At 48.4% G+C, this 26,958-nt stretch carries 28 protein-coding genes; 11 read left to right on the plus strand and 17 right to left on the minus strand.

Translation table 11 applies throughout. The features are described from left to right. Positions 1–8: 8 nt before the first annotated feature. From spoT to gmk, 3 genes are read right to left on the minus strand one after another with little or no spacing between them, the layout of a single operon-like run. Positions 9–2,123, minus strand: a complete 2,115-nt coding sequence (gene spoT, locus HV243_RS00515) for a bifunctional GTP diphosphokinase/guanosine-3',5'-bis pyrophosphate 3'-pyrophosphohydrolase (protein WP_047358799.1) — start codon at positions 2,121–2,123, stop codon at positions 9–11. 18 nt (positions 2,124–2,141) lie between these two features. Next, complete coding sequence (gene rpoZ / locus HV243_RS00520) at positions 2,142–2,417, minus strand: DNA-directed RNA polymerase subunit omega (protein ID WP_000135058.1); 276 nt, start codon at positions 2,415–2,417, stop codon at positions 2,142–2,144. Positions 2,418–2,471: 54 nt separating this feature from the next. Continuing rightward, positions 2,472–3,095 carry a guanylate kinase gene (gene gmk, locus HV243_RS00525; RefSeq protein ID WP_053388718.1) on the minus strand — a complete coding sequence of 208 codons (624 nt, stop codon included), beginning with the start codon at positions 3,093–3,095 and terminating at the stop codon, positions 2,472–2,474. A gap of 261 nt (positions 3,096–3,356) precedes the next feature. Here gmk and ligB point away from each other — a divergent pair, with 261 nt between their 5' ends. After that, entirely contained in the window at positions 3,357–5,036 is a 1,680-nt protein-coding gene (gene ligB, locus HV243_RS00530; protein WP_053388717.1) for an NAD-dependent DNA ligase LigB, read from the plus strand. Here the strand turns inward: ligB and HV243_RS00535 are convergent. Together HV243_RS00535 and HV243_RS00540 are read right to left on the minus strand one after the other, a co-directional pair. Further along, positions 5,033–5,650, minus strand: a complete 618-nt coding sequence (locus HV243_RS00535; protein WP_003024049.1) for a trimeric intracellular cation channel family protein — start codon at positions 5,648–5,650, stop codon at positions 5,033–5,035. The two genes, ligB and HV243_RS00535, sit on opposite strands and share 4 nt — an antisense overlap. Before the next feature lie 257 nt (positions 5,651–5,907). Next, positions 5,908–6,771: a YicC/YloC family endoribonuclease gene (locus HV243_RS00540; protein WP_019078038.1), complete on the minus strand. Its 864-nt coding sequence runs from the start codon at positions 6,769–6,771 to the stop codon at positions 5,908–5,910. A gap of 125 nt (positions 6,772–6,896) precedes the next feature. Here HV243_RS00540 and rph point away from each other — a divergent pair, with 125 nt between their 5' ends. Together rph and pyrE are read left to right on the plus strand one after the other, a co-directional pair. After that, complete coding sequence (gene rph / locus HV243_RS00545; protein ID WP_016154991.1) at positions 6,897–7,613, plus strand: ribonuclease PH; 717 nt, start codon at positions 6,897–6,899, stop codon at positions 7,611–7,613. A 65-nt stretch (positions 7,614–7,678) separates the two neighbouring features. Then, positions 7,679–8,320, plus strand: a complete 642-nt coding sequence (gene pyrE / locus HV243_RS00550; RefSeq protein WP_016157763.1) for an orotate phosphoribosyltransferase — start codon at positions 7,679–7,681, stop codon at positions 8,318–8,320. A gap of 87 nt (positions 8,321–8,407) precedes the next feature. Here pyrE and slmA read toward each other — a convergent pair whose 3' ends face one another. The 3 genes from slmA to coaBC all read right to left on the minus strand — a co-directional run bounded on the left by slmA (position 8,408) and on the right by coaBC (position 10,777). After that, positions 8,408–9,004: a nucleoid occlusion factor SlmA gene (gene slmA, locus HV243_RS00555; protein WP_016154989.1), complete on the minus strand. Its 597-nt coding sequence runs from the start codon at positions 9,002–9,004 to the stop codon at positions 8,408–8,410. A gap of 116 nt (positions 9,005–9,120) precedes the next feature. After that, on the minus strand, positions 9,121–9,579 hold the full coding sequence (gene dut / locus HV243_RS00560) for a dUTP diphosphatase (protein ID WP_016154988.1): 459 nt from the start codon (positions 9,577–9,579) through the stop codon (positions 9,121–9,123). Beyond that, positions 9,557–10,777, minus strand: coding sequence for a bifunctional phosphopantothenoylcysteine decarboxylase/phosphopantothenate--cysteine ligase CoaBC (gene coaBC, locus HV243_RS00565; RefSeq protein ID WP_088583168.1), 1,221 nt, complete (start codon positions 10,775–10,777; stop codon positions 9,557–9,559). The genes dut and coaBC overlap by 23 nt, the downstream gene beginning before the upstream one ends. Before the next feature lie 172 nt (positions 10,778–10,949). Here coaBC and radC point away from each other — a divergent pair, with 172 nt between their 5' ends. The 4 genes from radC (at position 10,950) to mutM (ending at position 13,224) form a co-directional block, all read left to right on the plus strand. After that, positions 10,950–11,615 (plus strand): DNA repair protein RadC, encoded by a 666-nt coding sequence (gene radC / locus HV243_RS00570; RefSeq protein WP_016154986.1) that lies wholly within the window; start codon positions 10,950–10,952, stop codon positions 11,613–11,615. A gap of 276 nt (positions 11,616–11,891) precedes the next feature. Further along, positions 11,892–12,128, plus strand: coding sequence for a 50S ribosomal protein L28 (gene rpmB, locus HV243_RS00575; protein WP_003024071.1), 237 nt, complete (start codon positions 11,892–11,894; stop codon positions 12,126–12,128). A gap of 20 nt (positions 12,129–12,148) precedes the next feature. Then, positions 12,149–12,316 (plus strand): 50S ribosomal protein L33, encoded by a 168-nt coding sequence (gene rpmG / locus HV243_RS00580; protein ID WP_003024094.1) that lies wholly within the window; start codon positions 12,149–12,151, stop codon positions 12,314–12,316. A 98-nt stretch (positions 12,317–12,414) separates the two neighbouring features. Continuing rightward, positions 12,415–13,224 (plus strand): bifunctional DNA-formamidopyrimidine glycosylase/DNA-(apurinic or apyrimidinic site) lyase, encoded by an 810-nt coding sequence (gene mutM, locus HV243_RS00585; RefSeq protein WP_019078041.1) that lies wholly within the window; start codon positions 12,415–12,417, stop codon positions 13,222–13,224. A 47-nt stretch (positions 13,225–13,271) separates the two neighbouring features. Here mutM and coaD read toward each other — a convergent pair whose 3' ends face one another. Beyond that, positions 13,272–13,751, minus strand: coding sequence for a pantetheine-phosphate adenylyltransferase (gene coaD, locus HV243_RS00590; protein WP_047358802.1), 480 nt, complete (start codon positions 13,749–13,751; stop codon positions 13,272–13,274). 8 nt (positions 13,752–13,759) lie between these two features. Continuing rightward, positions 13,760–15,037 (minus strand): lipid IV(A) 3-deoxy-D-manno-octulosonic acid transferase, encoded by a 1,278-nt coding sequence (waaA, locus tag HV243_RS00595; RefSeq protein ID WP_016154983.1) that lies wholly within the window; start codon positions 15,035–15,037, stop codon positions 13,760–13,762. Between the two features lie 424 nt (positions 15,038–15,461). Between waaA and HV243_RS00600 the strand changes: the two genes are divergently transcribed. Genes HV243_RS00600 through HV243_RS00615 form a run of 4 tightly spaced genes read left to right on the plus strand, consistent with a single transcriptional unit; the run spans position 15,462 to position 19,488 of the window. Then, positions 15,462–16,586 carry a glycosyltransferase family 4 protein gene (locus HV243_RS00600; RefSeq protein ID WP_046275763.1) on the plus strand — a complete coding sequence of 375 codons (1,125 nt, stop codon included), beginning with the start codon at positions 15,462–15,464 and terminating at the stop codon, positions 16,584–16,586. Next, complete coding sequence (gene rfaP / locus HV243_RS00605; RefSeq protein ID WP_046275762.1) at positions 16,579–17,376, plus strand: lipopolysaccharide core heptose(I) kinase RfaP; 798 nt, start codon at positions 16,579–16,581, stop codon at positions 17,374–17,376. Before HV243_RS00600 ends, rfaP begins: the two co-directional genes overlap by 8 nt. A gap of 30 nt (positions 17,377–17,406) precedes the next feature. Next, positions 17,407–18,426 (plus strand): glycosyltransferase, encoded by a 1,020-nt coding sequence (locus tag HV243_RS00610; protein WP_046275761.1) that lies wholly within the window; start codon positions 17,407–17,409, stop codon positions 18,424–18,426. A gap of 51 nt (positions 18,427–18,477) precedes the next feature. Continuing rightward, positions 18,478–19,488 (plus strand): glycosyltransferase, encoded by a 1,011-nt coding sequence (locus tag HV243_RS00615; protein WP_046275760.1) that lies wholly within the window; start codon positions 18,478–18,480, stop codon positions 19,486–19,488. A 26-nt stretch (positions 19,489–19,514) separates the two neighbouring features. On the opposite strand, the gene HV243_RS00620 is transcribed toward HV243_RS00615, so the two are convergent. The 7 genes from HV243_RS00620 to rfaD are packed head-to-tail and all read right to left on the minus strand — an operon-like array spanning position 19,515 to position 26,776. Beyond that, positions 19,515–20,459 carry a glycosyltransferase gene (locus HV243_RS00620; protein WP_046275759.1) on the minus strand — a complete coding sequence of 315 codons (945 nt, stop codon included), beginning with the start codon at positions 20,457–20,459 and terminating at the stop codon, positions 19,515–19,517. Continuing rightward, entirely contained in the window at positions 20,460–21,515 is a 1,056-nt protein-coding gene (gene rfaQ, locus HV243_RS00625; protein WP_046275758.1) for a lipopolysaccharide core heptosyltransferase RfaQ, read from the minus strand. A 1-nt stretch (position 21,516) separates the two neighbouring features. Continuing rightward, complete coding sequence (locus HV243_RS00630; RefSeq protein WP_046275757.1) at positions 21,517–22,530, minus strand: glycosyltransferase family 2 protein; 1,014 nt, start codon at positions 22,528–22,530, stop codon at positions 21,517–21,519. After that, positions 22,523–23,806: an O-antigen ligase family protein gene (locus tag HV243_RS00635; RefSeq protein WP_181603918.1), complete on the minus strand. Its 1,284-nt coding sequence runs from the start codon at positions 23,804–23,806 to the stop codon at positions 22,523–22,525. Before HV243_RS00635 ends, HV243_RS00630 begins: the two co-directional genes overlap by 8 nt. A 16-nt stretch (positions 23,807–23,822) precedes the next feature. Then, positions 23,823–24,791 carry a lipopolysaccharide heptosyltransferase RfaC gene (gene rfaC / locus HV243_RS00640; protein WP_047358803.1) on the minus strand — a complete coding sequence of 323 codons (969 nt, stop codon included), beginning with the start codon at positions 24,789–24,791 and terminating at the stop codon, positions 23,823–23,825. A gap of 3 nt (positions 24,792–24,794) precedes the next feature. Continuing rightward, on the minus strand, positions 24,795–25,841 hold the full coding sequence (gene rfaF / locus HV243_RS00645; RefSeq protein ID WP_046275755.1) for an ADP-heptose--LPS heptosyltransferase RfaF: 1,047 nt from the start codon (positions 25,839–25,841) through the stop codon (positions 24,795–24,797). 2 nt (positions 25,842–25,843) lie between these two features. Further along, entirely contained in the window at positions 25,844–26,776 is a 933-nt protein-coding gene (rfaD, locus tag HV243_RS00650; protein ID WP_003827312.1) for an ADP-glyceromanno-heptose 6-epimerase, read from the minus strand. Positions 26,777–26,958: the final 182 nt, after the last annotated feature.

Here is a 26,958-nt window from a genome sequence, read left to right on the forward strand (position 1 = left end):
AACGTGTTCTAGTTACGGTTACGGGTGACTTTTATCACGTCCGGCATGACGCGGATTTTGCGCATGATATTCGCCAGGTGCACGCGATCGCGAGCGGTCAGGCGAATAAAGGCGCTATAGACGCGGCCATCTTTCTCTTCCGTATTCAGACTTTGAATGTTGGAGGTGGTCGTGTTGATTGCCGCCGTCAGGTTCGCCAGAGCACCCTGGTGGTTAAACATATCCACCTTAATCTCGGTGATGAACTCCTGCTCTGTCTCTTTATCCCATTCCACCGCCATAAACTTCTCTGGCTCTTTTTGATAGCCACGAATGTTACGGCAGGATTCATGGTGAATCACCAGACCTTTACCCGGACTGACGTGGGCAATGATTGGATCGCCAGGAATCGGACGACAGCATTTCGCGAAGGTGATCAGCACGCCATCTGCGCCTTTGATCGGCAGATGACCGTGACCAGATTGTGCTGGCACGTTTGCCATTGCTTCGCCCTGCTGGAGGTTTTTCGCTACCACCACGCTCATGGCGTTACCCAGACCGATTTCCGCGAGCAGATCGTCAAGCGTGGCGAGCTTCATGCGCTCAAGCTCACGCTGGATGCTCTCTGGCGGGATCTCAGCCAGTTTACGGCTACCGCCTAAGGCATGGTTGAGCAGTCGACGACCCAGACTGACGGAATCATCGCGCTTGAGGTTTTTCAGCAGTTGGCGAATTTTGGCGCGCGCTTTCGAACTGACGACGAAGTTGAGCCACGCTGCATTCGGACGGGCGCCCGGAGCGGTAATAATCTCAACGGTCTGGCCGCTAAAGAGCGGCTGCGAAAGCGGGTAAGGTTGTCTGTCGACGCGTGCGCCGACGCAGGCGTGACCGATATCGGTATGCACGGCGTAGGCAAAGTCGACAGGCGTTGCACCGGCAGGCAGTTCGACAATGCGCCCTTCCGGTGTGAAAACATAAATCTCATCCGGGAAGAGATCAGATTTGACGCTTTCAATAAATTCAAACGAGCTACCGGCGCTCTGCTGCAGTTCCAGCAGACTTTGCATCCAGCGTTGAGCGCGGATTTGTGCGGTGGTGCTGCTTTCGCCGCCGTGCTCTTTGTAAGCCCAGTGCGCTGCTACACCCATCTCTGCCATCTGGTCCATGTCTTCGGTACGAATCTGTACTTCAACCGGGACGCCGTGAGGGCCGATCATTGAGGTGTGCAAAGACTGATATCCGTTCGCTTTCGGAATGGCGATATAGTCTTTCACGCGACCAGGACGAGGTTTGTACAGGCTGTGCATCTGGCCGAGTACGCGATAACAGGTATCGGAATCATGAACGATAACGCGAAAAGCGTAGATATCCATGATGGAGTGAAAACGCTGCTCTTTGAGCACCATTTTGCAGTAAATAGAGTACAGGTGCTTCTCGCGGCCACTTACGCGACACGGAATGCCTGCCTCCTGTAAACGCCCTTCGATTTCCGAGAGGATTTTTTGGATCATCTCTTTGCGGTTGCCACGAGCGGCTTTAACCACTTCTTTAATCACGCGATAGCGGTTCGGGTACAGCGCTTCAAAACCCAGCTCTTCCAGCTCGGTTTTAATGTGATGAATACCTAAACGGTGTGCCAGCGGACTATAGATTTCGAGGGTTTCACGGGCGATGCGGCGACGCTTGTCCGGGCGTAATGAGCCCAGCGTGCGCATGTTGTGGGTACGGTCAGCGAGTTTGATGAGAATGACGCGGATATCCTGCACCATCGCCATAATCATCTTGCGAAAGTTTTCAGCTTGCGCCTCTTTCTTGTCGCGAAACTTAAGCTTATCAAGTTTCGACACCCCTTCTACCAGTTCAGCAACGCTTTTACCAAAAAGCTGTTCCATGTCCTGGTAGGTGGCTGGGGTATCTTCAATCACGTCATGCAGCAGCGCAGCCATCAGCGTTTCATAGTCGAGTTTCATCTCGGCCAGAATGCAGGCTACCGCTACCGGGTGCGTGATATAGGGTTCACCGCTTGAACGTGTCTGGCCCTCGTGAGCGTCACGTGCAACGAGATACGCCTGCCGAAGACGCTTAATCTGGTCTTCCGGCAGGTAGTTTTGAATCAGTTGATTCAGGCTTTCAAACAGATACAAGGGCGACCCGCTTTGTGATTAACGACGACCTTCAGCAATAGCGGTAACGGCTTGTAATTCAGCGGCTTCCTGCTCTTGCTGTTCCTGGCGCTCACGCACGTCGAGGATCTGGTTGTTGATCAGACCTTCTTCGATTTCGCGCAGCGCGATAACGGTAGTTTTATCGTTTTCTTCCGGTACGAGCGGATCCTTTCCGCCTACCTGCATCTGACGAGCGCGACGCGCGGCGACCAGTACCAGGTCAAAACGGTTACCAATTTTCTCTACAGCGTCCTGAACAGTTACGCGTGCCATACTTAAAATGCTCCACAGGTGAAGAAATGACTGGGCATGATACTGAATGTGGGTTCAGTCTGCCAACAGTTTGCTGATTAAAGCGTCATGACGCTGCTTTTGGCGGCTCATGCGCAGACGTTCGGCGCGAATGATAGTTTTCAAATCGCCCAGGGCGGTATTGAAATCATCATTCACAATAAGATAATCATATTCGGCGTAATGGCTCATTTCTGCAACAGCTTGCGCCATACGTTTTGCGATCACGTCTTCGCTATCCTGACCGCGGCCACGAAGACGGCGATCCAGCTCAATCTTAGATGGCGGCAAAATAAAAATACTGCGCGCATGCGGCATTTTTTGACGAATCTGCTGCGCACCTTGCCAGTCGATATCTAAAAAGACGTCTACGCCGGATGCTAATACTTGCTCAATGGTCTCACGCGAGGTGCCGTAGTAATTACCGAAAACCTCAGCGTGTTCCAGGAACGCGTCTCTGCCAATCATGGTTCTGAATTCGTCATGGTTCACAAAAAAATAGTGTTCACCGTGCACTTCCCCCGGGCGCGGTGCGCGCGTGGTGTGCGAAACAGAAACCTGGGTGTCATACAACGGTTGGGTCTTTAATAAAGCCTGAATCAGGCTGGATTTACCCGCGCCACTGGGGGCAGAAACAATATAAAGCGTGCCTTGAGCCATGAGTATCTTAATGTATGTGATTGTCGAAAGAGAGCCTACATACGGGCTTATTATACACGTAGCCGCTATGTGACGTAGCCCTTGTCACACTTTTTGCGCATGTTTATTGCGTTTTGCGTACCAGTTTCCTGTTTTATCCGCGATTTGCAGCAATTCGTGCAAATGTCAGGAACGTTGCGCGCAGGATGAGTTTTTGCCGCTCTGTTTCCATTTTAATTCGCGTTATATCTGCCGGGAAACGTACTGTTCAGCGGAGATAGCATGGGATTATGGAAATGCATAGGGCTGGTTTTGCTAATGTGGTATCTACCCTCATGGGCGGTATGCCCCGTCTGGTCGCCTGCCAGGGCACAAGAGGAAATTTCACGACTACAGCAGCAGATAACACAGTGGAATGACAGTTACTGGAAACAAGGGGAAAGTGTCGTAGACGACGCCGTTTATGACCAGCTCAATGCGCAGCTCATCCAGTGGCAGCGCTGTTTTGGCGATGAAGCCCCATCAGATCTATCTGCGCCCCCAATAAGTGGAACCGTCTCGCACACCGTTCCCCACACGGGAGTTCGAAAACTTGCCGATAAGCAAGCGCTACAACAATGGATGCATGCTCGTAGCGATCTCTGGGTGCAGCCGAAGGTGGATGGCGTGGCGGTCACGCTGGTTTATCGCAATGGCAATCTGATACGGGCGATTAGCCGTGGTAACGGTCTGAAAGGCGAAGACTGGACGCAAAAGGTTCTTCAGATCCCTTCCGTTCCACGTACTACCAGCGGGCTGCTCTCTGACAGTACGTTGCAGGGGGAGATATTTTTGCAGCAACAAGGGCATATTCAGCAGCAGAGAGGGGGAATGAACGCCCGCTCAAAGGTTGCTGGAATGATGATGCGCCAGAGCAACCCGGAAATGTTACGTTCGCTGGCTATTTTTATCTGGGCCTGGCCTGATGGTCCAGTTGCCATGTCGGAAAGACTTGAGCAACTCACTGCTGCCGGGTTCAGTTTCACGCAACGATATACTCAGGCCGTGAAGAGTGCGGATGACGTCGAGCAGGCGCGCGCCGGGTGGTGGACTTCAGCATTACCTTTTGTGACGGATGGTGTGGTGGTGCGAACGGGAAAAGAACCGCGGGCGCAATACTGGCTACCCGGACAGGGAGACTGGCTGGCTGCGTGGAAATATCCTCCCGTGGCCAGGGTATCTGAGGTGACGGGTATCCAGTTCTCCGTTGGCAAAAGTGGGAAAATTGCGGTGGTTGCATTGCTGGTCCCCGTCATGCTGGATGATAAGCGGGTGCAGCGCGTCAATATTGGCTCAGTACGGCGCTGGAATGAATGGGATATTGCGCCTGGCGATCAGATTCTGATAAGTCTGGCCGGACAGGGGATTCCCCGTATAGATGAGGTGGTCTGGCGCAGCACCCAGCGTAATAAGCCAGCACCACCTGAGGGGCGCTTCAATTCACTAACTTGTTTTTATGCCACAGCGGAGTGTCAGGAACAGTTTGTTGCCAGGCTCGTCTGGCTGGGGGCCAAAGATGTGTTAGGGCTGGAGGGTATGGGCGAGGCGGGATGGCGGGAGCTACATCAGACGTATCGCTTTGAACATATCTTTTCCTGGCTTGGATTAACGCAGGAGCAGCTACAGTCCACATTTGGCGTGAACAAAGGGGGGAAGCTGTGGCATCAGTTCAATCTGTCACGCCATCTTCCATTTACGCGCTGGGTGATTGCCATGGGAATACCGTTAACACAGGCAACGTTGAATGGCAGTCGGGATGGATCGTGGCAGCAGTTACGGGAACGCAGTGAACAAAGCTGGCGGCAACTTCCTTTCATGGGGGAGCGACGGGCACGACAGGTTATTCAGTGGCTGGAGGATAAAGAGATCACAGCGCTGAACAACTGGTTAGCTGCTCAGCGGATCACGGGCTTTATGCCTTAATGGCCTTCATGGCGATAGTAAAATACCGGCAGCCCCAACTTCAGGCGTAGCGCCAGCAGTCGGGCGGTAAAGCCAAAGAGCAGGGTAGAGATCACCACCACATCGTGGCTGGAGACATAATGTTGCAGCACGATATACAGCACAGCAGCGGCAAATGAAACGCCGGCATACAGTTCTTTCTGGAATACTAATGGGATGCGTTTGCAGAACATGTCACGTAATACACCACCAAAGACCCCGGTAGTGACCGCCGCGACCACGGCAATAATCGGTCCATGACCCATATCCAGCGCCACCTGGGCGCCAATAATAGAAAAGACCACCAGGCCCAGCGCATCCAGGACGAGGAATATTTTACGCAGATAGGGCATGACGGGGGCAATAATGGTGGTGAGTACCGCAGCGGTCGCCACGATAATGACGTATTCAGGGTGCTTTACCCAGCCGAGCGGATAGTGGCCGAGAAGGATGTCGCGTACCGAGCCGCCGCCAATGGCCGTCGCGGTGGCAATGATAATGACGCCAAATGTATCCATACGACGACGCCCAGCCGCAAGCGCACCGGTCATGGCTTCGGCAGTAATACCAATTAAATATAAAACGTGTAACAGCATGTATTCCCCCCTGATTTGCTGGGGCTAAGGTTAACGATTTGTGCGCATTGTCACGATTGAGATTTTCTAAGGTGAAGCGATTTTAATAACTACAGCTAATGTGATTTTGCTGTAAATGCGTTATGGCATGCGCTTTACTTTATGAATGGTGACAATAAATGATGAGAAAATATAATTCGAAGTGGATGGGTCACAACCGAAGTGTTGGGAAAAACACGTAGCCCCGCCGTTTATGGGGGGGCTACGTGGAATGGAGTTTACTCGATATTCTGAATTTGCTCGCGCATTTGCTCGATCAATACCTTCAGTTCAATTGCGGAATTAGTCACCTCGGCATTGATAGACTTGGATGCAAGAGTGTTCGACTCACGGTTGAATTCCTGCATCATGAAGTCCAGACGACGGCCAACAGCCTCTTTTTTCTTCAGAATGTTGTAGGTTTCTTTGACGTGGGCTTCCAGACGATCTAACTCTTCTGCTACATCGATGCGCTGCGCCATCAGCACCAGTTCTTGCTCAAGGCGGTTATTCTCCAGTTGCACCTGGGCGTCTTCCAGTTTGGCTACCAGACGCTCACGCTGCCATTGCAGAATTTCCGGCATATGTGCACGCACTTTAGCGACTTCAGTGCTGACGCCTTCCAGACGCTGCTCGATCAGCGCTTTCAGCGCCTGACCTTCGGTTTCACGCGCGACGATGAAGTCATCCAGCGTACCGTCAAGCGCGGCGAGGATCTCGGCGGCAATGGCGTCCAGATCTTGCTCCTGGGCAGCCATTACGCCTGGCCAGCGCAGGATATCAACTGGGTTAATTTCACCTTCATCACTCTGCATTTTGACCCAGTTAGCAGCGCTAACGAGCTGTTTAGCGAGCTTTTCATTTAGAATCAGCTCGCCCTGGGCGCTGGCATCAGGCTCAAAACGCAGCGTACACTCGACTTTACCGCGCGTCAGACGCGTGCGAATACGTTCGCGAACAACGGGTTCAAGACTACGGAACTGTTCCGGCAGGCGAAAATAAGTTTCCAGATAACGCTGGTTTACCGAGCGCATTTCCCAGGTAGCGCTACCCCATTCACCCTTGATTTCACGCCGGGCGTAGGCGGTCATGCTGCGGATCATAGACGTTCCTGTTTTTAAAGATGAGATTGGAGGATTATAGCCATCCACGTCTTGTCAGGATAGGAATAACAGTCGGAAGTCCGTATAATGCGCAGCCACATTCGTTTCAAGCCGGAGATTTTATCATGCGTCCAGCAGGTCGTAGTGCCAACCAGGTGCGTCCCGTCACCCTGACCCGTAATTATACAAAACACGCTGAAGGCTCCGTGCTGGTCGAATTTGGTGATACCAAAGTGCTGTGTACCGCTTCTATTGATGAAGGCGTACCGCGTTTTCTGAAAGGTCAGGGCCAGGGCTGGATCACCGCAGAATATGGCATGCTGCCACGCGCCACGCACACCCGTAACGCCCGTGAAGCGGCGAAAGGTAAGCAGGGCGGTCGTACCATGGAAATCCAGCGTCTGATCGCTCGTGCGCTGCGCGCCGCCGTTGATCTGAAGACGCTCGGTGAATTCACTATTACGCTGGACTGCGATGTTATTCAGGCAGATGGCGGTACGCGCACTGCATCAATTACCGGCGCATGTGTGGCGTTGGCTGATGCGCTGAACAAGCTGGTTGCGAGCGGTAAACTGAAAACTAACCCGATGAAAGGGATGGTCGCCGCGGTTTCCGTGGGCATTGTGAACGGTGAAGCGCTCTGTGACCTCGAATACGTTGAGGACTCTGCCGCAGAAACCGACATGAACGTGGTGATGACTGAAGACGGACGCATTATAGAGGTGCAGGGTACGGCAGAAGGCGAGCCGTTCAGCCATGAAGAACTTCTCACCCTACTGGCGTTAGCCCGAGGGGGAATCGAATCCATTGTAACGACGCAGAAGGCGGCGTTAGAAAATTGATTTTAAAGGCGACTGATGAGTCGCCTTTTTTTTGTCTGTAATAAAGTGAGATGAGGAGCGAATCCATGAAACCGTATCAGCGCCAGTTTATTGAGTTTGCGCTTAGCAAGCAGGTACTAAAGTTTGGCGAGTTTACGCTGAAATCCGGGCGTAAAAGCCCCTATTTCTTCAACGCCGGGCTGTTTAATACCGGGCGCTGCCTGGCACTGTTAGGCCGTTTTTATGCCGAAGCGCTGATGGATTCCGGTATTGAGTTCGATTTGCTGTTTGGTCCGGCCTACAAAGGTATCCCGATTGCGACCACCACGGCTGTTGCGCTGGCGGAACACCACGATAAAGATTTGCCGTACTGCTTTAACCGTAAAGAGGCGAAGACCCACGGTGAAGGCGGTAATCTGGTAGGTAGCGCACTTGAGGGGCGTGTAATGCTGGTGGATGATGTTATCACTGCAGGTACGGCTATTCGTGAGTCGATGGAAATTATTCAGGCTAACGGCGCTACGCTGGCGGGGGTACTGATTTCTCTCGATCGTCAGGAACGCGGTCGCGGCGAGATTTCAGCGATTCAGGAAGTGGAACGCGATTATGGCTGCAAGGTGATTTCTATCATTACCCTGAAAGATCTGATTGCGTATCTGGAAGAAAAACCAGAAATGGCAGAACACCTGGCCGCAGTACGGGCGTATCGCGAAGCGTACGGCGTATAAGAACTGCCGGATGGCGCTGCGCTTATCCAGCCTACGCACCGCGGGGTTCGTAGGCAAAATAGGCGAGGTCGCCATCCAACAACGGTGTTACTGCAATTGAGCGGCAACCAACGGCCAGCGGATGTCGAAATCATCCGTTGGGCGGTATTTAAATTCGCTACGTACAAACCGGGACAGCATACCTTCGCAGAAAGCCAGTAGCTGGCTGGCCAGCAGCGTTTCATCCACGGTGTAGCCTTCACCTTCACGCATTCTTTTTTCTCGCAGAACCTGGCGTAACTGCGCCTCAATTCGCTCAAAAAGCTGGTTAATACGGCCTTGCAGACGGTCTTGCTCGAACATCAATGCGTGTCCGGTCAGAATTCGCGTCAGGCCAGGATTACGTTCACCGAACCCTAAAATCAGCAGTACGATCAGACGCAATCGCGCGTTAGTGTCTTTTTCATCTTTCAAAATCAGATTGATACGGGTAATCAGACTATCTTCGATAAACTCAATCAGGCTATCGAACATGCGGGTCTTGCTGGGAAAATGGCGATACAAGGCCGCTTCGGAAACGCCCACAGAGGCCGCCAGTTTAGCTGTCGTGATGCGTTGGCTACCATCGCTGGACTCAAGCATCAGTGCCAGAGACTGAAGTATTTCTTCGCGACGATTCCTTTTCGCAGTTTGCTTTTCTACCATGTTACAAAATACCCCTGAAAATAAGCTCTTGCCAGGCAGGCATCCACACAGCGACCGCAAACGGGTGTTTGCGGTGTGTTATTGCGTTATTACGCTGTGAGATACTTTTCTGCGGGTTACTTGCGCCCGGAATGGCCGAAGCCACCTTCGCCACGATCGGTGGCTTCAAACTCTTCCACCAAATTAAATTCAGCCTGGACGACCGGTACAAATACCATCTGCGCGATACGTTCGCCCGGTTCAATAGTAAAGTTGTCCTGACCACGGTTCCAGATTGAAACCATCAGCTGGCCCTGGTAGTCGGAATCAATCAAACCGACCAGATTGCCCAGTACGATCCCGTGCTTATGGCCCAGCCCGGAGCGCGGGAGCATCACTGCCGCAAGAGAAGGATCGGCAATGTGGATAGCTAACCCGGTTGGCACCAGCGTTGTTGCGCCAGGCGCCAGTTCTACGGCGTCATCAAGACAGGCACGCAGGTCAAGTCCGGCAGAACCAGAAGTGGCGTACGTCGGGAGCGGAAATTGTTGCCCTACGCGCGGGTCCAGAATCTTAACGTCGATTTTTTTCATCATAACGGGTCACGATCTCGTCGAGTAATAATTGGCCCAGGAGTTCTTTGCGCTCAAGCGGTAAGACTTTATCTCCATCCTGCCAAAAAAGGTGTAATGCGTTGCTGTCGCTGTTAAATCCTTGAGTAGACAGCGAAACGTCGTTCGCACAGATCACATCAAGGTTTTTGCGGATGCGTTTTTGCCGGGCATATTCTTCCACATTATTTGTTTCGGCGGCAAACCCAACGACAAAAGGACGGTTAGCATCCAGTGCGGCAACACCAGCGATGATGTCCGGGTTTTTGACCATTTTTACTGTTAATTCATCACCCTGCGTTGCCTGTTTTTTGATTTTTTCACTGGCGACAGTTTCAGCGCGATAATCAGCGACTGCGGCGCAGCCGATAAAAATATGCTGTTGTTGCACCGCAGATTGCACGGCGGCTTCCATTTCCAGCGCGGTCATCACATCAATGCGCTGGACAAAAGGCGGTGTAGGTAACGAAACCGGACCTGATACCAGCGTGACGTTTGCCCCGCGTTTTGCGGCAGCGGCCGCGATAGCAAATCCCATTTTCCCGGAGCTGTGGTTGGAAATATAACGCACGGGATCAAGCGGTTCACGCGTCGGGCCTGCTGTAATCATGATGTTGAGATGTTGCAGATCTTTGACAGGTGAAAAATGTTCTGCCGCCATATCCACAATTGTTAACGGATCCAGCATACGTCCAGGACCGACATCACCACATGCCTGACTACCGCTGTCAGGACCCCAAATGAGCAAACCGCGCGAGGCAAGAATGCCCAGATTGTGTTGGGTAGCGGCGGCGCGGTACATCTGCTGGTTCATAGCCGGCAGCACGGCAACAGGCGCTGGCGTTGCCAGACAGATCGTAGACACCAGATCGTTGGCCATACCTGCGGCAACGCGGGCAATCAGGTCTGCCGTCGCAGGGGCCAGTATAACCAAATCGGCCCATTTCCCCAGTTCAATATGGCCCATCGCGGCTTCGGCTGCGGGGTCAAGCAGGCTGTCGGAAACGGGATAGCCCGAAACCGCCTGTAAGCTCAGAGGAGTAATAAACGCTTTTGCTGCTTCGGTCATCGCCACGCGGACGTCTGCGCCGCGTTCCCGTAAACGACGCACCAGCTCAGGGGTTTTGTACGCAGCAATCCCGCCACTGACGCCAAGTACGATTTTTTTACCGGCCAGGCTCATCATGATCTTTCCTGTTGGGTTTCACCAGAAGGCGGATATTTTATCACAATCCGCAATGTGTCGTGCTTTTGCCCGCGCTCCAGTTTGCGAGGCTCTACGAAGAAGTGAAAACAGAGCGTCGATTCGCCGCTGGCGTTATGCCACTATGCGGACGCGAAAGGAGGGGAAAAGCATGGAAAATACAGGACGTATAATGCCTCGGGAAAAGCTGTTGGCGCAGGGGGCCAGTTCGCTGACCGACGTAGAGCTACTGGCTCTTTTTCTACGCACCGGGATACTGGGTAAAGATGTGCTTACGCTGGCGAAAGAGATGCTTCAGCATTTTGATTCGTTGTATGGCCTGTTGTCTGCTGATTACATGGATTTCAGCTATGTTCAGGGCATCGGTATCGCGAAGTACGCACAGTTGAAGGGAATAGTGGAGCTGGCAAGGCGCTACTACAACGTACAGGTGATAGAGGAGCGTGCGATACTTAGCCCGGAAATGGCGCGTGAATTTCTGCAAAGCCAGCTTTCGCAAGAGGAACGCGAGATCTTCTATGTGATCTTTATGGATTCTCAACATCGCGTGATTAAACACCGTAAACTTTTTTCCGGAACGCTAAGCCACGTTGAAGTGCATCCGCGAGAAATTGTCCGCGAAGCGATAAAAATGAATGCTTCTGCGGTGATCCTTGCACATAATCACCCTTCGGGGTGTGCAGAGCCGAGCAAAGCAGATAAACTCATCACCGAGCGTGTTGTGAAATGCTGTCAGTTCATGGATATCCGGGTGCTTGATCATCTGGTCATTGGGCGCGGAGAGTACGTTTCTTTTGCGGAACGCGGTTGGATTTAACGCACTTTACGCGATCCATCGGGATCTTTGTCTGTTCGGGACTTGAGCACATCGCTGACTCAGCGTATACTACGCCACCTTTGAGAATCTCGGGTTTGGCATTTGGGCCTGGCAATCGAGAGTTCGCAAATACGCAAAATCATTCTTGTTGCGTCCAATGACGAGGCAACGATGAAAGATTTAGTGTATTGAACTGCGATAACCGGGCTGAGAAGCCTGACGAGGCGCCAATACCCCATACGAAGCTCGAGCTAATTTGATTTTTGGAGAATAGACATGTCCCGAGTCTGCCAAGTTACTGGCAAGCGTCCGGTGACCGGTAACAACCGTTCCCACGCACTGAACGCGACTAAACGCCGTTTCCTGCCTAACCTGCACTCTCACCGTTTTTGGGTTGAGAGCGAGAAGCGTTTTGTCACCCTGCGTGTATCTGCTAAAGGTATGCGTGTTATTGATAAGAAAGGCATCGAAACAGTTCTGTCTGAACTGCGTGCCCGTGGCGAAAAGTACTAAGTACTAAGAGGAAATAAATCATGGCTAAAGGTATTCGTGAGAAAATCAAGCTGGTTTCTTCTGCTGGTACTGGTCACTTCTATACCACCACGAAGAACAAACGTACTAAGCCGGAAAAACTGGAGCTGAAAAAGTTCGATCCAGTTGTTCGTCAGCACGTTTTATACAAAGAAGCGAAAATCAAATAATTTCCGCTTTGATGTAAAGAAAAACCCTGCCTCGGCGGGGTTTTTTGTTTTCTGGCCGTCCCCATATTAATGAGACCTGATACACAGCCGGAGATACTATGCCTGAATTACCTGAAGTCGAAACCAGCCGCCGCGGTATTGAGCCGCATCTGGTGGGGGCAACGATTATGCACGCGACTGTGCGTAACGGTCGTTTGCGTTGGCCAGTATCAGAGGAAATCTATCGTCTGAGTGATAAACCTGTCCTGAGCGTACAGCGGCGCGCGAAATACCTGCTGCTGGAGCTATCAGATGGCTGGGTAATCATTCACCTGGGGATGTCGGGTAGTTTGCGTATCCTTTCTGAAGAGCTTCCGGCAGAAAAACATGACCACGTCGACTTAGTGATGAGTAACGGCAAAGTCCTGCGCTATACCGATCCGCGTCGTTTTGGCGCCTGGCTGTGGACTAAAGAGCTGGATGGGCATAATGTCCTCGCCCATCTTGGCCCTGAGCCGCTGAGCGACGATTTCAATGCTGGTTATCTGCAGCAGAAATGTGCGAAGAAGAAAACTGCGATTAAACCCTGGCTGATGGATAACAAGCTGGTCGTGGGGGTGGGAAACATCTATGCCAGCGAGTCGCTGTTTGCGGCTGGTATCCATCCTGACCGTCTGGCGTCATCTTTGTCGCAGGATGAGTGCGAACTGCTGGTGCGCGTTATCAAGGCGGTTTTGCTGCGTTCTATCGAGCAGGGCGGGACCACGCTGAAGGACTTTCTGCAAAGTGACGGTAAGCCGGGTTATTTTGCCCAGGAGCTGCAGGTCTATGGGAGAGAAGGTGAACCCTGTCGCGTATGCGGCGCGCCAATCATTGCGACAAAACACGCTCAGCGCACAACGTTTTATTGCCGTCGCTGTCAGAAATAACACCATTATCGGCCGGACGTAGCGTATGCCTCATCCGGCCAGACGCATTACTTCAGTTTACTCAATAATGCCTGATGAACGTTTTCCGGCAGAAAGTGCGCTACGTCACCCTGGTGGCGGGCAACTTCTTTTACCAGTGACGATGAGATAAATGACCACTCTTTAGACGGCATCAGAAAGACGCTTTCCAGTTGTGGCATCAGATGACGGTTCATATGGGCCAGCTGCATTTCATACTCAAAATCGGCTACCGCACGCAGGCCACGGATCAGAATGTTAGCCTGATTATCGCGGGCAAAGTTTGCCATCAGGTCGCTGAATCCCAGAACCTCCACATTACCGAGATGCGCCGTTGCCTGTTGTGCCAGCTCAACGCGCTCTTCCAGAGTAAACATCGGTTTTTTACTGGGACTTGCGGCAATTGCCAGGATTACGTGATCGAACATGCTTGTCGCTCTTGTCACGATATCGATGTGGCCGTTAGTAATGGGATCAAAGGTTCCTGGATAAATCGCCCGTTTTTGCATGACTTGCCTCAATGCGTTTTGGGTGGCAGATAAGGTTCCAGCAGCTGCAGCAGACGCTGAAGCGCGCCCTGATTTTGATACAGAACTTCAACTGCGTGACGGCCATAAAAATTACGATAATCGGCATCGGTCAGTAAAGAAGAGACCTCTTTCACCAGCGTAGTTGCGTCGGTGACGGTGATCAATCCGCTTGCCTGTTCGAGGCGGGCGCAAATATCTTTAAAATTAAAAGTATGTGGCCCCATCAGTACCGGAATGGCGTGCGCCGCGGCTTCCAGTGGATTGTGTCCACCGCGTTCAACCAGCGAACCGCCAACAAAAGCAAGGTCAGCAATGCCGTAAAGCAACATCAACTCGCCCATGGTGTCGCCGATTACGACCTGGGTTCCTGATGACGGAACTTCGCCCGAAGAACGTGTCGTATAGCTTAGCCCAGCCTGGCGTACGAGGTTAATGGCATCCGGGAACCGTTCAGGATGTCTGGGTACCAGAATCAGTAAAAGATTAGGGAACTGGTTTAATAACGCCTGATGGGCGGCAATGATAATGCTTTCTTCGCCGTCGTGCGTGCTGGTTGCAATCCATACCGGGCGGTGAGGTGCCCATTGACGACGCAATGTAATCGCTTTTGCGGCCAACTGCGGCGTGACGGAAATATCAAACTTCAGGCTACCGGTAACGGTGACCTGATTGCTTCTGGCACCAAGCGTGATAAAACGAGCGCCATCTTCTTCGTTCTGGGCGGCAATCAACGTAATTCGGCGCAGTAGCCTGCCAACAAATTTACCTAATTTAGCGTAGCCAGCAGCTGAGCGAGCGGAAAGACGTGCATTGGCAATGACCAGCGGAATATGGCGCTTATGCAGTGCCGCGATCAGATTCGGCCACAGCTCGGTTTCCATAATTAACACCAGCTTGGGGTCAACTTTATTCAGGAAACGATTTAGGGCATCTGGTAAATCGTATGGCAGATAAATATGCTGAACGTCAGGGCCAAAAGCGGATTGTACGCGCTCGGAACCGGTTGGCGTCATGGTGGTGACCGTGATCGGCAAGTCGGGGTAACGATGTCGCAGAGCGCGGACTAATGGGATAGCTGCCAGCGTTTCGCCCACGGAAACCGAATGAAGCATGATGCCGCCTGGTTTTAGCGGACGGCGGTAAAAGCCGTAGCGTTCACCCCAGCGTTTACGGTAGGCCGGAGCCTTACGTCCGCGCACCCAAAGCCGTACCCAGATCAAAGGCTGAATAAGGTAGAAAAGGGCGGTGTAAAGCAATTCGAGCATAATGGTAGCTGACTTATGAATGTGCTGGGGATTCTATGTATTTAGCTGTGGCTTTACCATCATTTTTATCCAGGTTGTCTCAAAACGATGGAATTCGTGAGGCATTGTTTTAACCGGTAGCTATTTCAAAAATGTCTATTGGTACATTTACATGACTTAACGTCTTGTGCGGCGTGAATTTTCTCGTGAATTGCTTCATTTTATATCTTAATGTTTTTAATAGGTTATTTTAAAGTTTGTTCAAAAAATATTCATTTCGGAATGCGTGATAATAAATGATATACTACTGCGCAATTTCAGGTAGCTAGCAGGCAGAAACCTTTCGAAAACATGGGAAGTAATCTTTGGTCGGTTCATGCAAGGATTACATGACTCTGATGTCGCAGATCGGGTATGTCTGGCGACGCGATGCGGATATTAATGCATGAATATTGCTTTTTGTTTGTACAAATATTTTCCCTATGGCGGGTTACAGCGTGATTTCTTGCGGGTAGCGCTTACGGTTGCTGCTCGTGGTCATCATGTCCAGGTGTTTACCCAGTCATGGCAGGGCGAGCGTCCGGAAGGACTGGAAATTATACTCGTCCCCGTCACATCCAGAACGAATCATGGGAAAAACGAGCAATATTATCAGTGGGTTCAGGCTTATTTAAGTCAGCATCCCGTCGATCGTGTCGTCGGGTTTAACAAAATGCCTGGGTTGGATGTGTATTACGCAGCCGACGTTTGCTACGCGGAGAAAGTTGCCCGTGAGAAAGGTTTTTTCTACAAGTTGACGCGTCGGTACCGGCATTACGCTGCATTTGAAAAAGCCGCATTTCAGCAAGGTGCTGGCACCATGCTGTTGATGTTAACCGATAAACAAATTGGTGACTTCAAACATCATTACCAAACTGAGAGCCAGCGTTTTCGTATTCTGCCACCAGGCATCTACCCTGACAGAAAGTATAGTCAGCAACCTGAAAACAGCAGGCAGATTGTCAGAGAAAAAAACGGTATTGGTTTCGATCAGTTCCTGCTCCTGCAGGTGGGTTCTGATTTCAAACGTAAAGGCGTGCCAAGAACATTACAGGCATTGGCTTCGCTACCTGAGGTTATACGTCACCGTACGCGATTGATGGTTGTTGGTCAGGATAAGGCCGATCGTTACCGTTCTCTGGCTTGTCAATTGGGTATCGAAGAACAAGTACAGTTCTTCTCGGGGCGAGATGATGTCGCTGAATTGATGTCTGCTGCTGATTTATTGCTTCACCCTGCTGTTCAGGAAGCTGCTGGTATTGTCTTGTTGGAGGCTGTAGTCGCCGGGCTGCCAGTATTAACTACAGAAGTATGCGGCTATGCGGGTTATATTAATGCCGCCCGATGCGGAGTCGTGATTCCTGAACCTTTTGAGCAGGTAAATCTGAATACAGCACTTTTCGATGCGCTGCAAAATAATGAGCAGAGAAGTCGTTGGGCCGAGAATGCTCGGCATTTTGCTGATACAGAAGATCTCTACAGCCTGGCGGATAAGGCTGCTGATATTATTTTAGGCCTTGATAATGATTGAGTTAAAAGAACCATTTGCCACGCAATGGCAAGGAAAAGACCCGTTTACGGAAGTTACAAAGCTGGATGGGGAAGTTTTTCGCGCGCTGGAAACACGGCGTACCCTGCGTTTTGAGATGATGGGTAAGGGTTATTTTCTTAAATATCATCATGGAACCACACTTAAAGAAGTGGTGAAAAACCTTATTTCTTTACGTATGCCAGTACTGGGTGCAGATCGGGAGTGGCTGGCAATTCATCGCTTACAAGAACTCAATGTTGACACAATGACTGGTGTTGCATTTGGGCAGAAAGGACTGAATCCGTTAGCGCGAACCTCATTTATCATCACTGAAGATCTCTCTCCTGCCATCAGTCTTGAAGATTTTTGTGCAAGGTGGGGAATTGAGCGTCCTGATTTTGTATTAAAACGGACCATTATTACCCGCGTGGCTGAAATGGTGGGTAAAATGCATCGGGGCGGAGTAAATCATCGGGATTGCTATATTTGCCATTTCCTACTCCAACAGCCAATGCCGGCAGATGTTGCGGATATCAAACTCTCTGTGATTGATTTGCATCGTGCACAAATACGTCAGCATGTACCGCGACGCTGGCGGGATAAGGATTTGATCGGACTCTATTTCTCTTCACTGGAGATCGGTTTGACGTCCAGAGATATCTACCGTTTTTTACGTGTCTATTTTTCGATGCCACTGCGCGAAATCTTTCGTCAGGAAGTCCGGTTGTTTGAACAGGCTGTCACAAAAGCGCAAAAAATAAGACAAAGAACAATAAGAAAAGCGCTATAAATACCATATGAAGTTTGAGGCTATTTTATTATGAACATTGATTTCCAGAAGCTAATCATTCAAAAACACGTTATCGACAGCTCTGCGCATGAGAAGACTAAAAAACTAAGTGTTGCGTATGGTGTCGATCGTAATTTTTTATTTGGATCCGGCATTTCTATGACCTCAGTATTAGTGAATAATCCTGATATTGATATTCACTTTTATATAGCAACAGACTATATAGATGATGATTATCTGGAGAGCGTAAAACGCCTGACACAAATGTACAGTACGACGGTGACTGTTCTTGTGTTCGATAATGCGGCATTTCGTGAGTTGCCGAGTACGAAAGCATGGACTTATGCAATGTATTATCGTTATTTCGCATTTGAATATTTAAGTACCGAGTTAAGTTCTGTACTGTATCTTGATGCTGATGTCATTTGCAAAGGTTCTCTACGCGAACTTACCGAGGTTAATTTCTGTGGGGAATATGCTGCTGTTATCAATGATATTGATGAAGTGCGTATTAAGTCCGGTAACAGGCTTGGTATTCCTGAGCTGAGTAACGGTTATTTTAATTCTGGTGTGGTATTTGCGAATCTTGGAGTTTGGCGTGAACAGCAGTTGTTGACGAAGGCATTTTCTATCTTAGATAAACGCCAAAAGGAACTTCTGTATTTTGATCAGGATGTTCTAAATATATTATTTGTCGGTAATGTGATTTTCCTGAGACGGGATTTTAACTGCATTTATGGCGTGGATCAGGAACTAAAAAATAAAAACGATAAAATTTACCAGGATTATATTACAGATGATACTGTTTTAATACATTATGTCGGTGTCACTAAGCCATGGCATACTTGGGCAAAATATCCGGTGGCTAAATTCTTCATCGACGCATATAAAAAATCTGCATGGGCAGGAAAGTCTTTATTAAATGCAAACACTGCAAAATTGTATAAGCGTAAATCCCGGCATGAGAGAGTGCAGCGTAAATATATCCGCTCGGTGCTTAGTCATGTTATGTATATAAAGAACAAACTACATAATGCACGGTCTCATTAGTTAATAGAAGTGCAAATAATTTCCAGATAGCATATTAAAAAGGTGTAGTACATGAATTTTGATTGTAATCAGTCTATTAAAGACATCATTGAGGTTTTTGGGGCTCCAGAGACTCAAACCCCACAACTCAATATTGCATGGGGGGTTGATCAAAACTTTATGTTTGGAGCGGCAGTTTCGATGTCGTCCGTTTTACTACATAACAAAGATATCAGCATACATTTTCATCTTTTTACTGATTATCTTGATTCAGATTACCGCAAAAGATTAGAAAAACTAGCAAAGCAGTTTTCGACCAATATAACTGTATATGTGATGGATGCAGAAGGATTAAAGATCCTTCCGTGTGGGAATGCATGGTCACATGCGACCTACTTCAGATTTATCGCGTTTGAGTATCTTAGCGAAAATATTGATAATCTTCTCTATATTGACGCTGATGTTGTATGTAAAGGGTCACTTGTTGAGTTAACACAAATCACCCTGGAACATCATGTTGCAGCGGTTATTCAGGATGTTGAATATAGTCGGGTGTATGCCGCGCAGAGGCTTAATACTCCGGAATTTAACGAACAATACTTCAATGCTGGTGTTATATATGCAAATTTAAAGGAATGGAAAAAACAAAAGTTCTTTACTAAAGCATTTTCGATCCTCCTGGATAAGACCAGGAAATTCGCTTTTCTGGATCAGGATGTCTTAAATATAATGTTTTTTGGTAAGACAATTTTTTTACCAAGAATTTATGATGCAATTTACGGAATTAAACAAGAACTTAAAAGTAAGGACACATCAAGTTATAAAGAATATATAACTGATGATACGATCCTTATCCATTATATTGGCGTAACTAAACCCTGGAATTCATGGGCAAATTACCCTTCAGCACAGTTTTTTGTTGATGCCTGGAAAGCTTCACCTTGGACGGATGTTCCATTGCTGCCAGCTAGAACGCCAAAACAGTATAAAAAGAAATCACGTCATGAAAGATTACAAGGGAAGTATTTCAACTCGATAATTAGCTATATTGGTTATTTGCGGGAAAAGTTAAAGAGTAAGTAAAAAAAACTCCCGTAAGGGAGTTTTTTTTAACGTAATTTAGCCTTAAGGTATTTCATATACCATTTGAGAGAAGCGTAGTAATTTCCCTTTTTGGCTTCCTGGCGCGAGTAAACCCGGTAATCAGTAGGCCTCATACGCGGAGCATAAGAGCGCATTTCAGCGTCTCGCCATGGTGTGAAGTGATGGTAGAAAAGAAAAAGTTGCTGTGAAAGCCCAGTATGTTCTTTATACCAAGGTTTTCTTCCACCAGTGAAATGAATGATGCGAGGCAAGATATCTTTTTGATAAAAAAAGGTGTCTTTTTGCTGATCTGTGAACCAGTTAAATAAGAAATTCCATCGTTTATCAATAAACTTAACGTTGCCGTCAATTGCGATATTCAGAGCATCTTGGTCAAAATAAGGCAAGGATTTACCTTGTTCAAATAACACTGTATTTGCTTTATTTTCAATATCAAACTTGATCCAATTTTCAATGTTAATATATAAAAAGCCAGCATTAAAATAATGATCAGTACTAAGGCCCAAGCGTTTAGCATTTTTTGTATCATGAATATCGAGGGAGTCGTGGCTGACTGCGCAAATGACGTTGCTGATATCAATGCTGTTAATATCATTGAGCTTATCAAAACATAGTGTATCAGCATCTAAATAGATAAAATGCTCTATTTTATCTTTTAGTAAGCGCGGTACGGCCAGACGCATATAGGTAGAGCGGTTCAGGTGTTTGATTGCAAAGTCATTATTATACTTTTCAATCTCTTCTTTATCGATATTGATAACCTGAATTTTATCACTGGTTGAACGTAGTTTATTGATTTCTTCGTCAGTAACATCATAGACAAAGACGAAAAATGACAGGTCTTGCTCTGGGTTGTTCATTATGACCGACATAATGGACACTGCTACATATTCCAGATAATTGGCATCTGTACAGTAAGCAATATTAATAACGTTATTTTTGCTGTCCATTTATGCTTTCTCATTACCTTTAACATTGTCACTATCATGAAGTACCGTATCGATAGCGTCAATCACGACCTGTTCCGGAATCCAAGTTAGATATTTTTTTGACCGATCGAGTTCATCTCGCGAAGGCATCGGATGGTACTCGCCAGCCCAAATCAATACGGCTTTATCAGACCACGGCTTCCATTGTCGGTAATTGGTGGCGCCAAACAGGCATACCTGCGGTGTCCTTAGCGCTGCGGCCATATGCATAGGTGCAGAATCGACACCAATGTACAAAACAGCATGGTCAATCAACGCGGCCAGTTGCAGAAAGGTCGTTTTACCTGCCAGCGTCAGGTCAGGAGACGATTGACACAGTGCAGCAATACGCTGGACCTGTTGCTGCTCACTCAATGCAGGCCCACAGGTAAGATAAACATGTAAACCACGCTGATGCAGATGGTCTATAACATGAGCGAATTTCTCATCATCCCAGCATTTAAACTCTTGTCTGGCAGTGGGTTGAATAACGACATATTTTTGCGCAGGCAGTGTAGGCAACAGAGATACCAGATGTTGATAATCCTCCTGAAGATAACTCAGTGACATCTCTTTCTTGAGTTCTGCTTCGCTAAACCCAATGCCTTTTAGAATAGATAGGTTTTGTTCAACAATATGCGTCCCAACGGATGGCGTTACTCGCGTAAAAAGTCGGTTCCACTGCTCTTTATCGCGCTTAAAGGCAATTGAAGGAAGGCGTAAAGAGGCGATAAGTGCTCCAATTGGCCATTGTTCTGTGAGGTTAATAATCAAGTCATAGTGATTTTTCTTCAGTTGTTGACGCACTGAAAGATAATTTTTTACTGTTGCCAACAGGCCTTGTTTTTTCTCAATGAGATAAAAATTATTGATATCTTTATGGGCGGCCAGAATTGCTTTGGTATCTTTATAGAGGAGCAGATCGATCTTAGCCTGTGGATAACGAGCCCGAATGCTGGCAATGACGGGCGTGATTAACAGAACATCCCCATAAAACTTGAGCTTGCAAATAAGCACATGGTCAATTTTTTCAAACATGTTAAATTCCTTTTCGAAAAAATAAGCTCTTGCAAGCAGATAATACCTTATATCTCATTTCTGAAATGGAGCGGTCAATATGGGGATATTTCATCTTAAGAATTATTTTTTTATTAACAATTTTTGTGTCACAGGATGCAAGCGCATTATGAATATCATTCAGCATACTTTCACTATAACGATAATAACCTTTTTTCTTGCGTAATAGTTTGCGTCCTTCCAGAAAACAGTTGATGATCATTAGTGTGGCAACAGTACGTTTTGCGTTATTTTTATTTATATAATTATACATTTTCCGCATAGCAAAAAAGATACTATCCGCATCGCTATCAATAATATTCTCGGTAATGCTCTTATCATTTAACCGGTAAAAATATAGTTTATTCTCAATCTTTAATATTTTATGGCATTTAAAGTATTGGAAAGGGCAGAAAATCATGTCTTCATACCGACGATGTTCTTCGAATCGATCGTTACCAATAACGTTACGATGGAAGATTTTTGTCATGAGATGCCATTGTCCTGCCCGGAATATTGGAAGTAGAGGGGTATAATCATCATCCGATAATATAATTTCGTGCTGATTAATATCATTTTTTATACCAGATGAATTCTGATACAGATTGTTCATATCTCTGGTTAGATTAAATTCGAGAATATCATATTTTTCGTCTCTCAATTTAGGAAGAAGGATAGTGAAATAATCTGTGCAGACAATATCGTCACTGTCAATAAACCCAATATATTTCCCTGTCGCATGGGTAAGGCCAACGTTACGAGTGATTGCAACGCCTTGATTTTTTTGGCTAATATACTTAACGTTGTGGCATTTCTGCTCACGATAAAATGCCTTGATACGTTCTTCAGTTAAATCTGTTGAGCCATCATTAACAATTATTATCTCCACATCATCAGTGATGCTCTGATGGATCGACGCCAACGTCGCCGTGATGAGTTCAGCATTATTGTATGTAGGTATAATAATGCTCAGTAAATAACCTGAAGCGCTATTCATAGCATGATTCTCTCGTTGGATTCGAGCTCAGCACTGCTGCAATACATAACGCCAGCATGCTGCTCAAGGCTTCACCCTTGGCATACAATAATAAATCACTCAAGCCATAGATAGCGATAGCGCCTGAGATGACGAACAATAGAGGACTACGTTGCCAGTAAGCTCTTAAAAACATAGCGGTATAGAGCAAGAGTAGCACAATAACCCCGGAGATGCCCTTTAGCGAAAAGGTATCAATAATTTCGTTATGCAAATGTACGTTAATGAACTTAAGCGTCCCTTGTAGGGAAGTATCCTGGACGGCAAGTCGCTGAATTTCCGCCCCTCGTTGTTCAAGTGACTGCCCCCAGTGATGACCTTTCCCTGCTTCAATTCCTGCCCGTTGCATCGCAAGTCGCGCACCAATAGAGGTATTGCTGTTGTTTTGATTATAAGAGTGCAGATCGATCAGGAAGTTCTGGTAGCGACTTTCAATGACTGGTTTTAAGGGGATCGCAGCAATCCCGACCAGTATTACAAAACCCAGTAGCGCCCTTAACAGTATGTTGTGGTTGTGGCGGTAGTGGATGAAAAATAGTCCGATACTCAGGAGCGGATATACCAAAATCGCAGCCCGAGTTTGTGTGGTGATGATGACCGCCAGTGAGATCAAAAAATGTAACAAGTACAGTGAAACCGTATGTCTCAGGCGCAGATTAATGATCGCTTGCGAGGCTAATAATGCAATTAGTGTCAGAGAGTAAGCCGTGCCGGTTTGATGTTCAAAACCAAGAGCAACGCGGTATCTTAAAGGGTTTTGTGCTCCACTAAGTTGATAACCCGCGAAAAGATACAAACCGATTGCCGTAAGAATCACCCAGATACTGGTCAAGCGGATTTTATTAGCACTTGGTGCTTGTGATGTTAGTATGGTCATCACCAGCGCGGCAAAAATCATCACTTTGCCACCGTTCTGGTATGAACGGTAGGCGCCGGTAAAAGCTGAACCCGGTTGTTTAAATATTTCTACCCATATAATCTGGAGTAACCCGAAGAGCAGCAACATAAAAGGCAAAACCAGGTTTTGTTTGTTACTGCACACATGCTTTATGTTTTTTCCTAAAAGCGGCAGAGACAGAGCTGTGGAGAAAATAAATACCTTCAGCGCTTCATCTGGATTGACCAGCACCATCGCAAGGGTTGCCAGGATCCCGGCATAAAATAAGAAGTATATAAAATCGAATGGATTGTTTTTTATACTACAAATAAAGCGAGAAAACATGTGTTGGCGAAGCATGGTTCATCTCTTAAAGTTAAAGCAAATTATTATCAACCAGCGATACGTTGACTAAGCTAGCGTCCAGATCCTGCAATTTTCCGGAATGGCTCAGCTGTGTGTATTGATTCTTCCCATACCCACCAATCAATCCTGGGTCCGTTGGACCGTACAACGTAATATTAGGGCGATCCAGCGCAGCGGTTAAATGACTCAGGCCTGTATCAACCGACACCACAAATTTTGCCCCCGCCAGTACGCGAGCGACCTCTCCCAAAGTCATCCGTGGAAGAACATCAACATAAGAAAAACCATTTGCCAGCCTACGGGCTCGTGCTTCTTCATGAGGAGCACCCCATGGCAGTTTAATACGTATGCCAGCGTTATTTAACAAGCCAATTAGCTCCCGCCAGTTGGCTTCTGGCCAGTGCTTATCATCACGCGTTGTGGCATGCAGAAATACGGCATACTGGCCCTTATCAGCATTACGTTCTTTCAGAAAATGCTGAGCGATAGCGTAATCACCCTGCGACTGGGGCCTGGAATATCCCAGGCTTTTGGCGAACAATTCACGCGTACGTTCTACCGCGTGCTGCTGTTTGGCAATGTGATGTTTGCGATTATAAAACAGGCTCGCCAATGGTTCGCGCGCCGTGCTCCAGTCCATACCATGCTTGATGCCACGTGCCAGACGCGTAACCAACGCCGCGCTTTTAACCAGACCCTGCGCATCAATTATCGCGTCATACTGATGTAAACGCACCGCATCGCGAAAGGCTTTACGCTCGGCTTTAATCGGCGCTGAAAACCAGGCTTTACGCCAGCGGCGGATCGCCACTGGAATAACCCGGTCAACGGCTGCATGCCAGGATGGGATCTGCGCGAAGCCTTCTTCCACTACCCAATCAAATTGAATATCCGGCATGACCTGCTGCGCATCGGTTAATGCCGGTAACGTATGCAGTACATCGCCCATAGACGATGTTTTAACGATCAATACCCGCATCCGTCAGGCTTCCTCTTGTAACAACAGGTCGTTAAGTTCTTCCAGCACGCGCTGGGGTGTGATGTCAATCAGGCTCTGATGATAGCCTTCTGCTGCATCGCCCTTGCGTACTTTGTGATAACCCGTAATCAAGCGAATCACGCGCGCCTTGTGTGAAAGCGGCGGAGTAAAATCCGGGCTGCTGGGGCCATACAACGCTACCAGAGGTCGATTCAACGCTGCGGCAACGTGCATTAATCCAGAGTCGTTGGTGACCACCGCTTTGCAGGCGGCGAGCAGAATGACGGCCTGCTCCAGCTGTGTTTCGCCTGCCAGATTACGGCACCAGGGCTGCTGATCAACGCTCAGCGTCGCCAGGATCTCATTTCCGGCTTCATGGTCTTTTGCAGAGCCAAAAAGCACAATCTGATGGCCTTCATCGATCAGCTGCTTCGCCAGATCTGCGTAGTGGTAATGTGGCCAGCGTTTCGCTGGACCAAATTCCGCGCCAGGGCAAAAGCCGATGATGGGGCGTTCGGCAGAAAGGGAAAACTGGCGACAGGTCAGGGACTTTTCACCTTCGCTTACCTGCAACTGCGGCCATAGCAGAGGCTGCGGCAAATCTTTAGCTGACAGCATTACGCCTTTATCATAGGCCAGGGCTACATAGCGTTCGACCATCAGCGGCCATGCATCTTTATCCAGCACGCGCGCATCGTTTAGCAGGCCGTAGCGCATTTCACCACGCCAACCGGTACGATGGGGAATGCCAGCAAAAAACGGTACCAGAGCGGATTTAAACGAGTTAGGCAGCACATAGGCGCGGTCATAGCGTTTTTCACGCAGGCTATGACCGAGTTTACGCCGCTCGCCGATCTCCAGCGCGCCGTGTCCAAGCGGCATGGCGATAGCTTCGTTAACTTCAGGCATGCGCGACAATAACGGACGGCACCATGCAGGTGCCATCACGTCGATTATCGCCTGGGGATAGCGCGCCTTAAGCGTGCGATAAAGACTTTGCGACATCATCATGTCGCCCACCCAGGACGGGCCTACCACCAAAATTTTCATACTTACGCGTCGCGGTTCAGCCAGGCCATATATTCTGTTACACCTTCAGCAACGGTTTTAAACGGCTTGTCATAGCCCGCAGCGCGCAGATTAGTTAGATCGGCCTGGGTAAACGCCTGATAGCGACCTTTCAGTTTTTCCGGAAATGGGATGTACTCAATGCTGCCTTTTTTGTGGTACGCAAGCGTTGCATCGGCAACGGCCTGGAAAGATTCCGCACGACCGGTACCAAGGTTAAAGATGCCGGAAACCCCGTTTTCCAGGAACCACAGGTTCACCGCAGCCACATCGCCTACGTAAACGAAATCACGCTTGAAGTTTTCACTGCCTTCGAACAGTTTTGGTGTTTCGCCATTATTGAGCTGGGTGTTGAGGTGGAAAGCGACGCTCGCCATGCTGCCTTTATGGCCTTCACGCGGTCCGTAGACGTTGAAATAGCGGAAGCCAACAATCTGAGAATTGGCTTCTGGCAGGATCTGACGAACGTACTCGTCGAACAGGAATTTTGAGTAGCCGTAAACGTTCAGCGGTTTCTCATATTCACGGGATTCGATGAAATCAGAAGTACGACCGCCGTAGGTGGCGGCAGAGGACGCATACAGGAACGGAATTTCACGCTCCAGGCAGTAGTGCAACAGCTCTTTGGAGTATTGATAGTTGTTATCCATCATATACTTGCCGTCCCACTCGGTAGTGGAGGAGCATGCGCCTTCGTGGAAAATCGCTTCGATATCGCCGAAATCTTCTCCGGCCATAATCTGGATCAGGAAGTCTTCCTTGTCCATGTAGTCAGCAATATTCAGATCCACCAGGTTAACAAACTTGGTGCCATCTTTAAGGTTGTCCACCACCAGGATGTCGGTGATGCCTTTATCATTCAATGACTTGACGATGTTGCTGCCGATAAAGCCCGCGCCGCCGGTAACGATGATCATAAATGTAACCTTCGAATTTTGGAGTCAGAGACAATCTCAGACACGAATACTTTCTATCATATCACTACATGGCTCTGGCTTCAGCCATTCACCGATAAGCCGTACGGGTACACGTGATTTATGCTTCATTTTGAAGAAGTGATGATGCGTCATCTCGTATCAGCGTATAGCTTTGGGTAATA

It is taken from the genome of Citrobacter sp. RHBSTW-00599 (genome assembly GCF_013784065.1).
Taxonomy (GTDB): Bacteria; Pseudomonadota; Gammaproteobacteria; order Enterobacterales; family Enterobacteriaceae; genus Citrobacter; species Citrobacter braakii.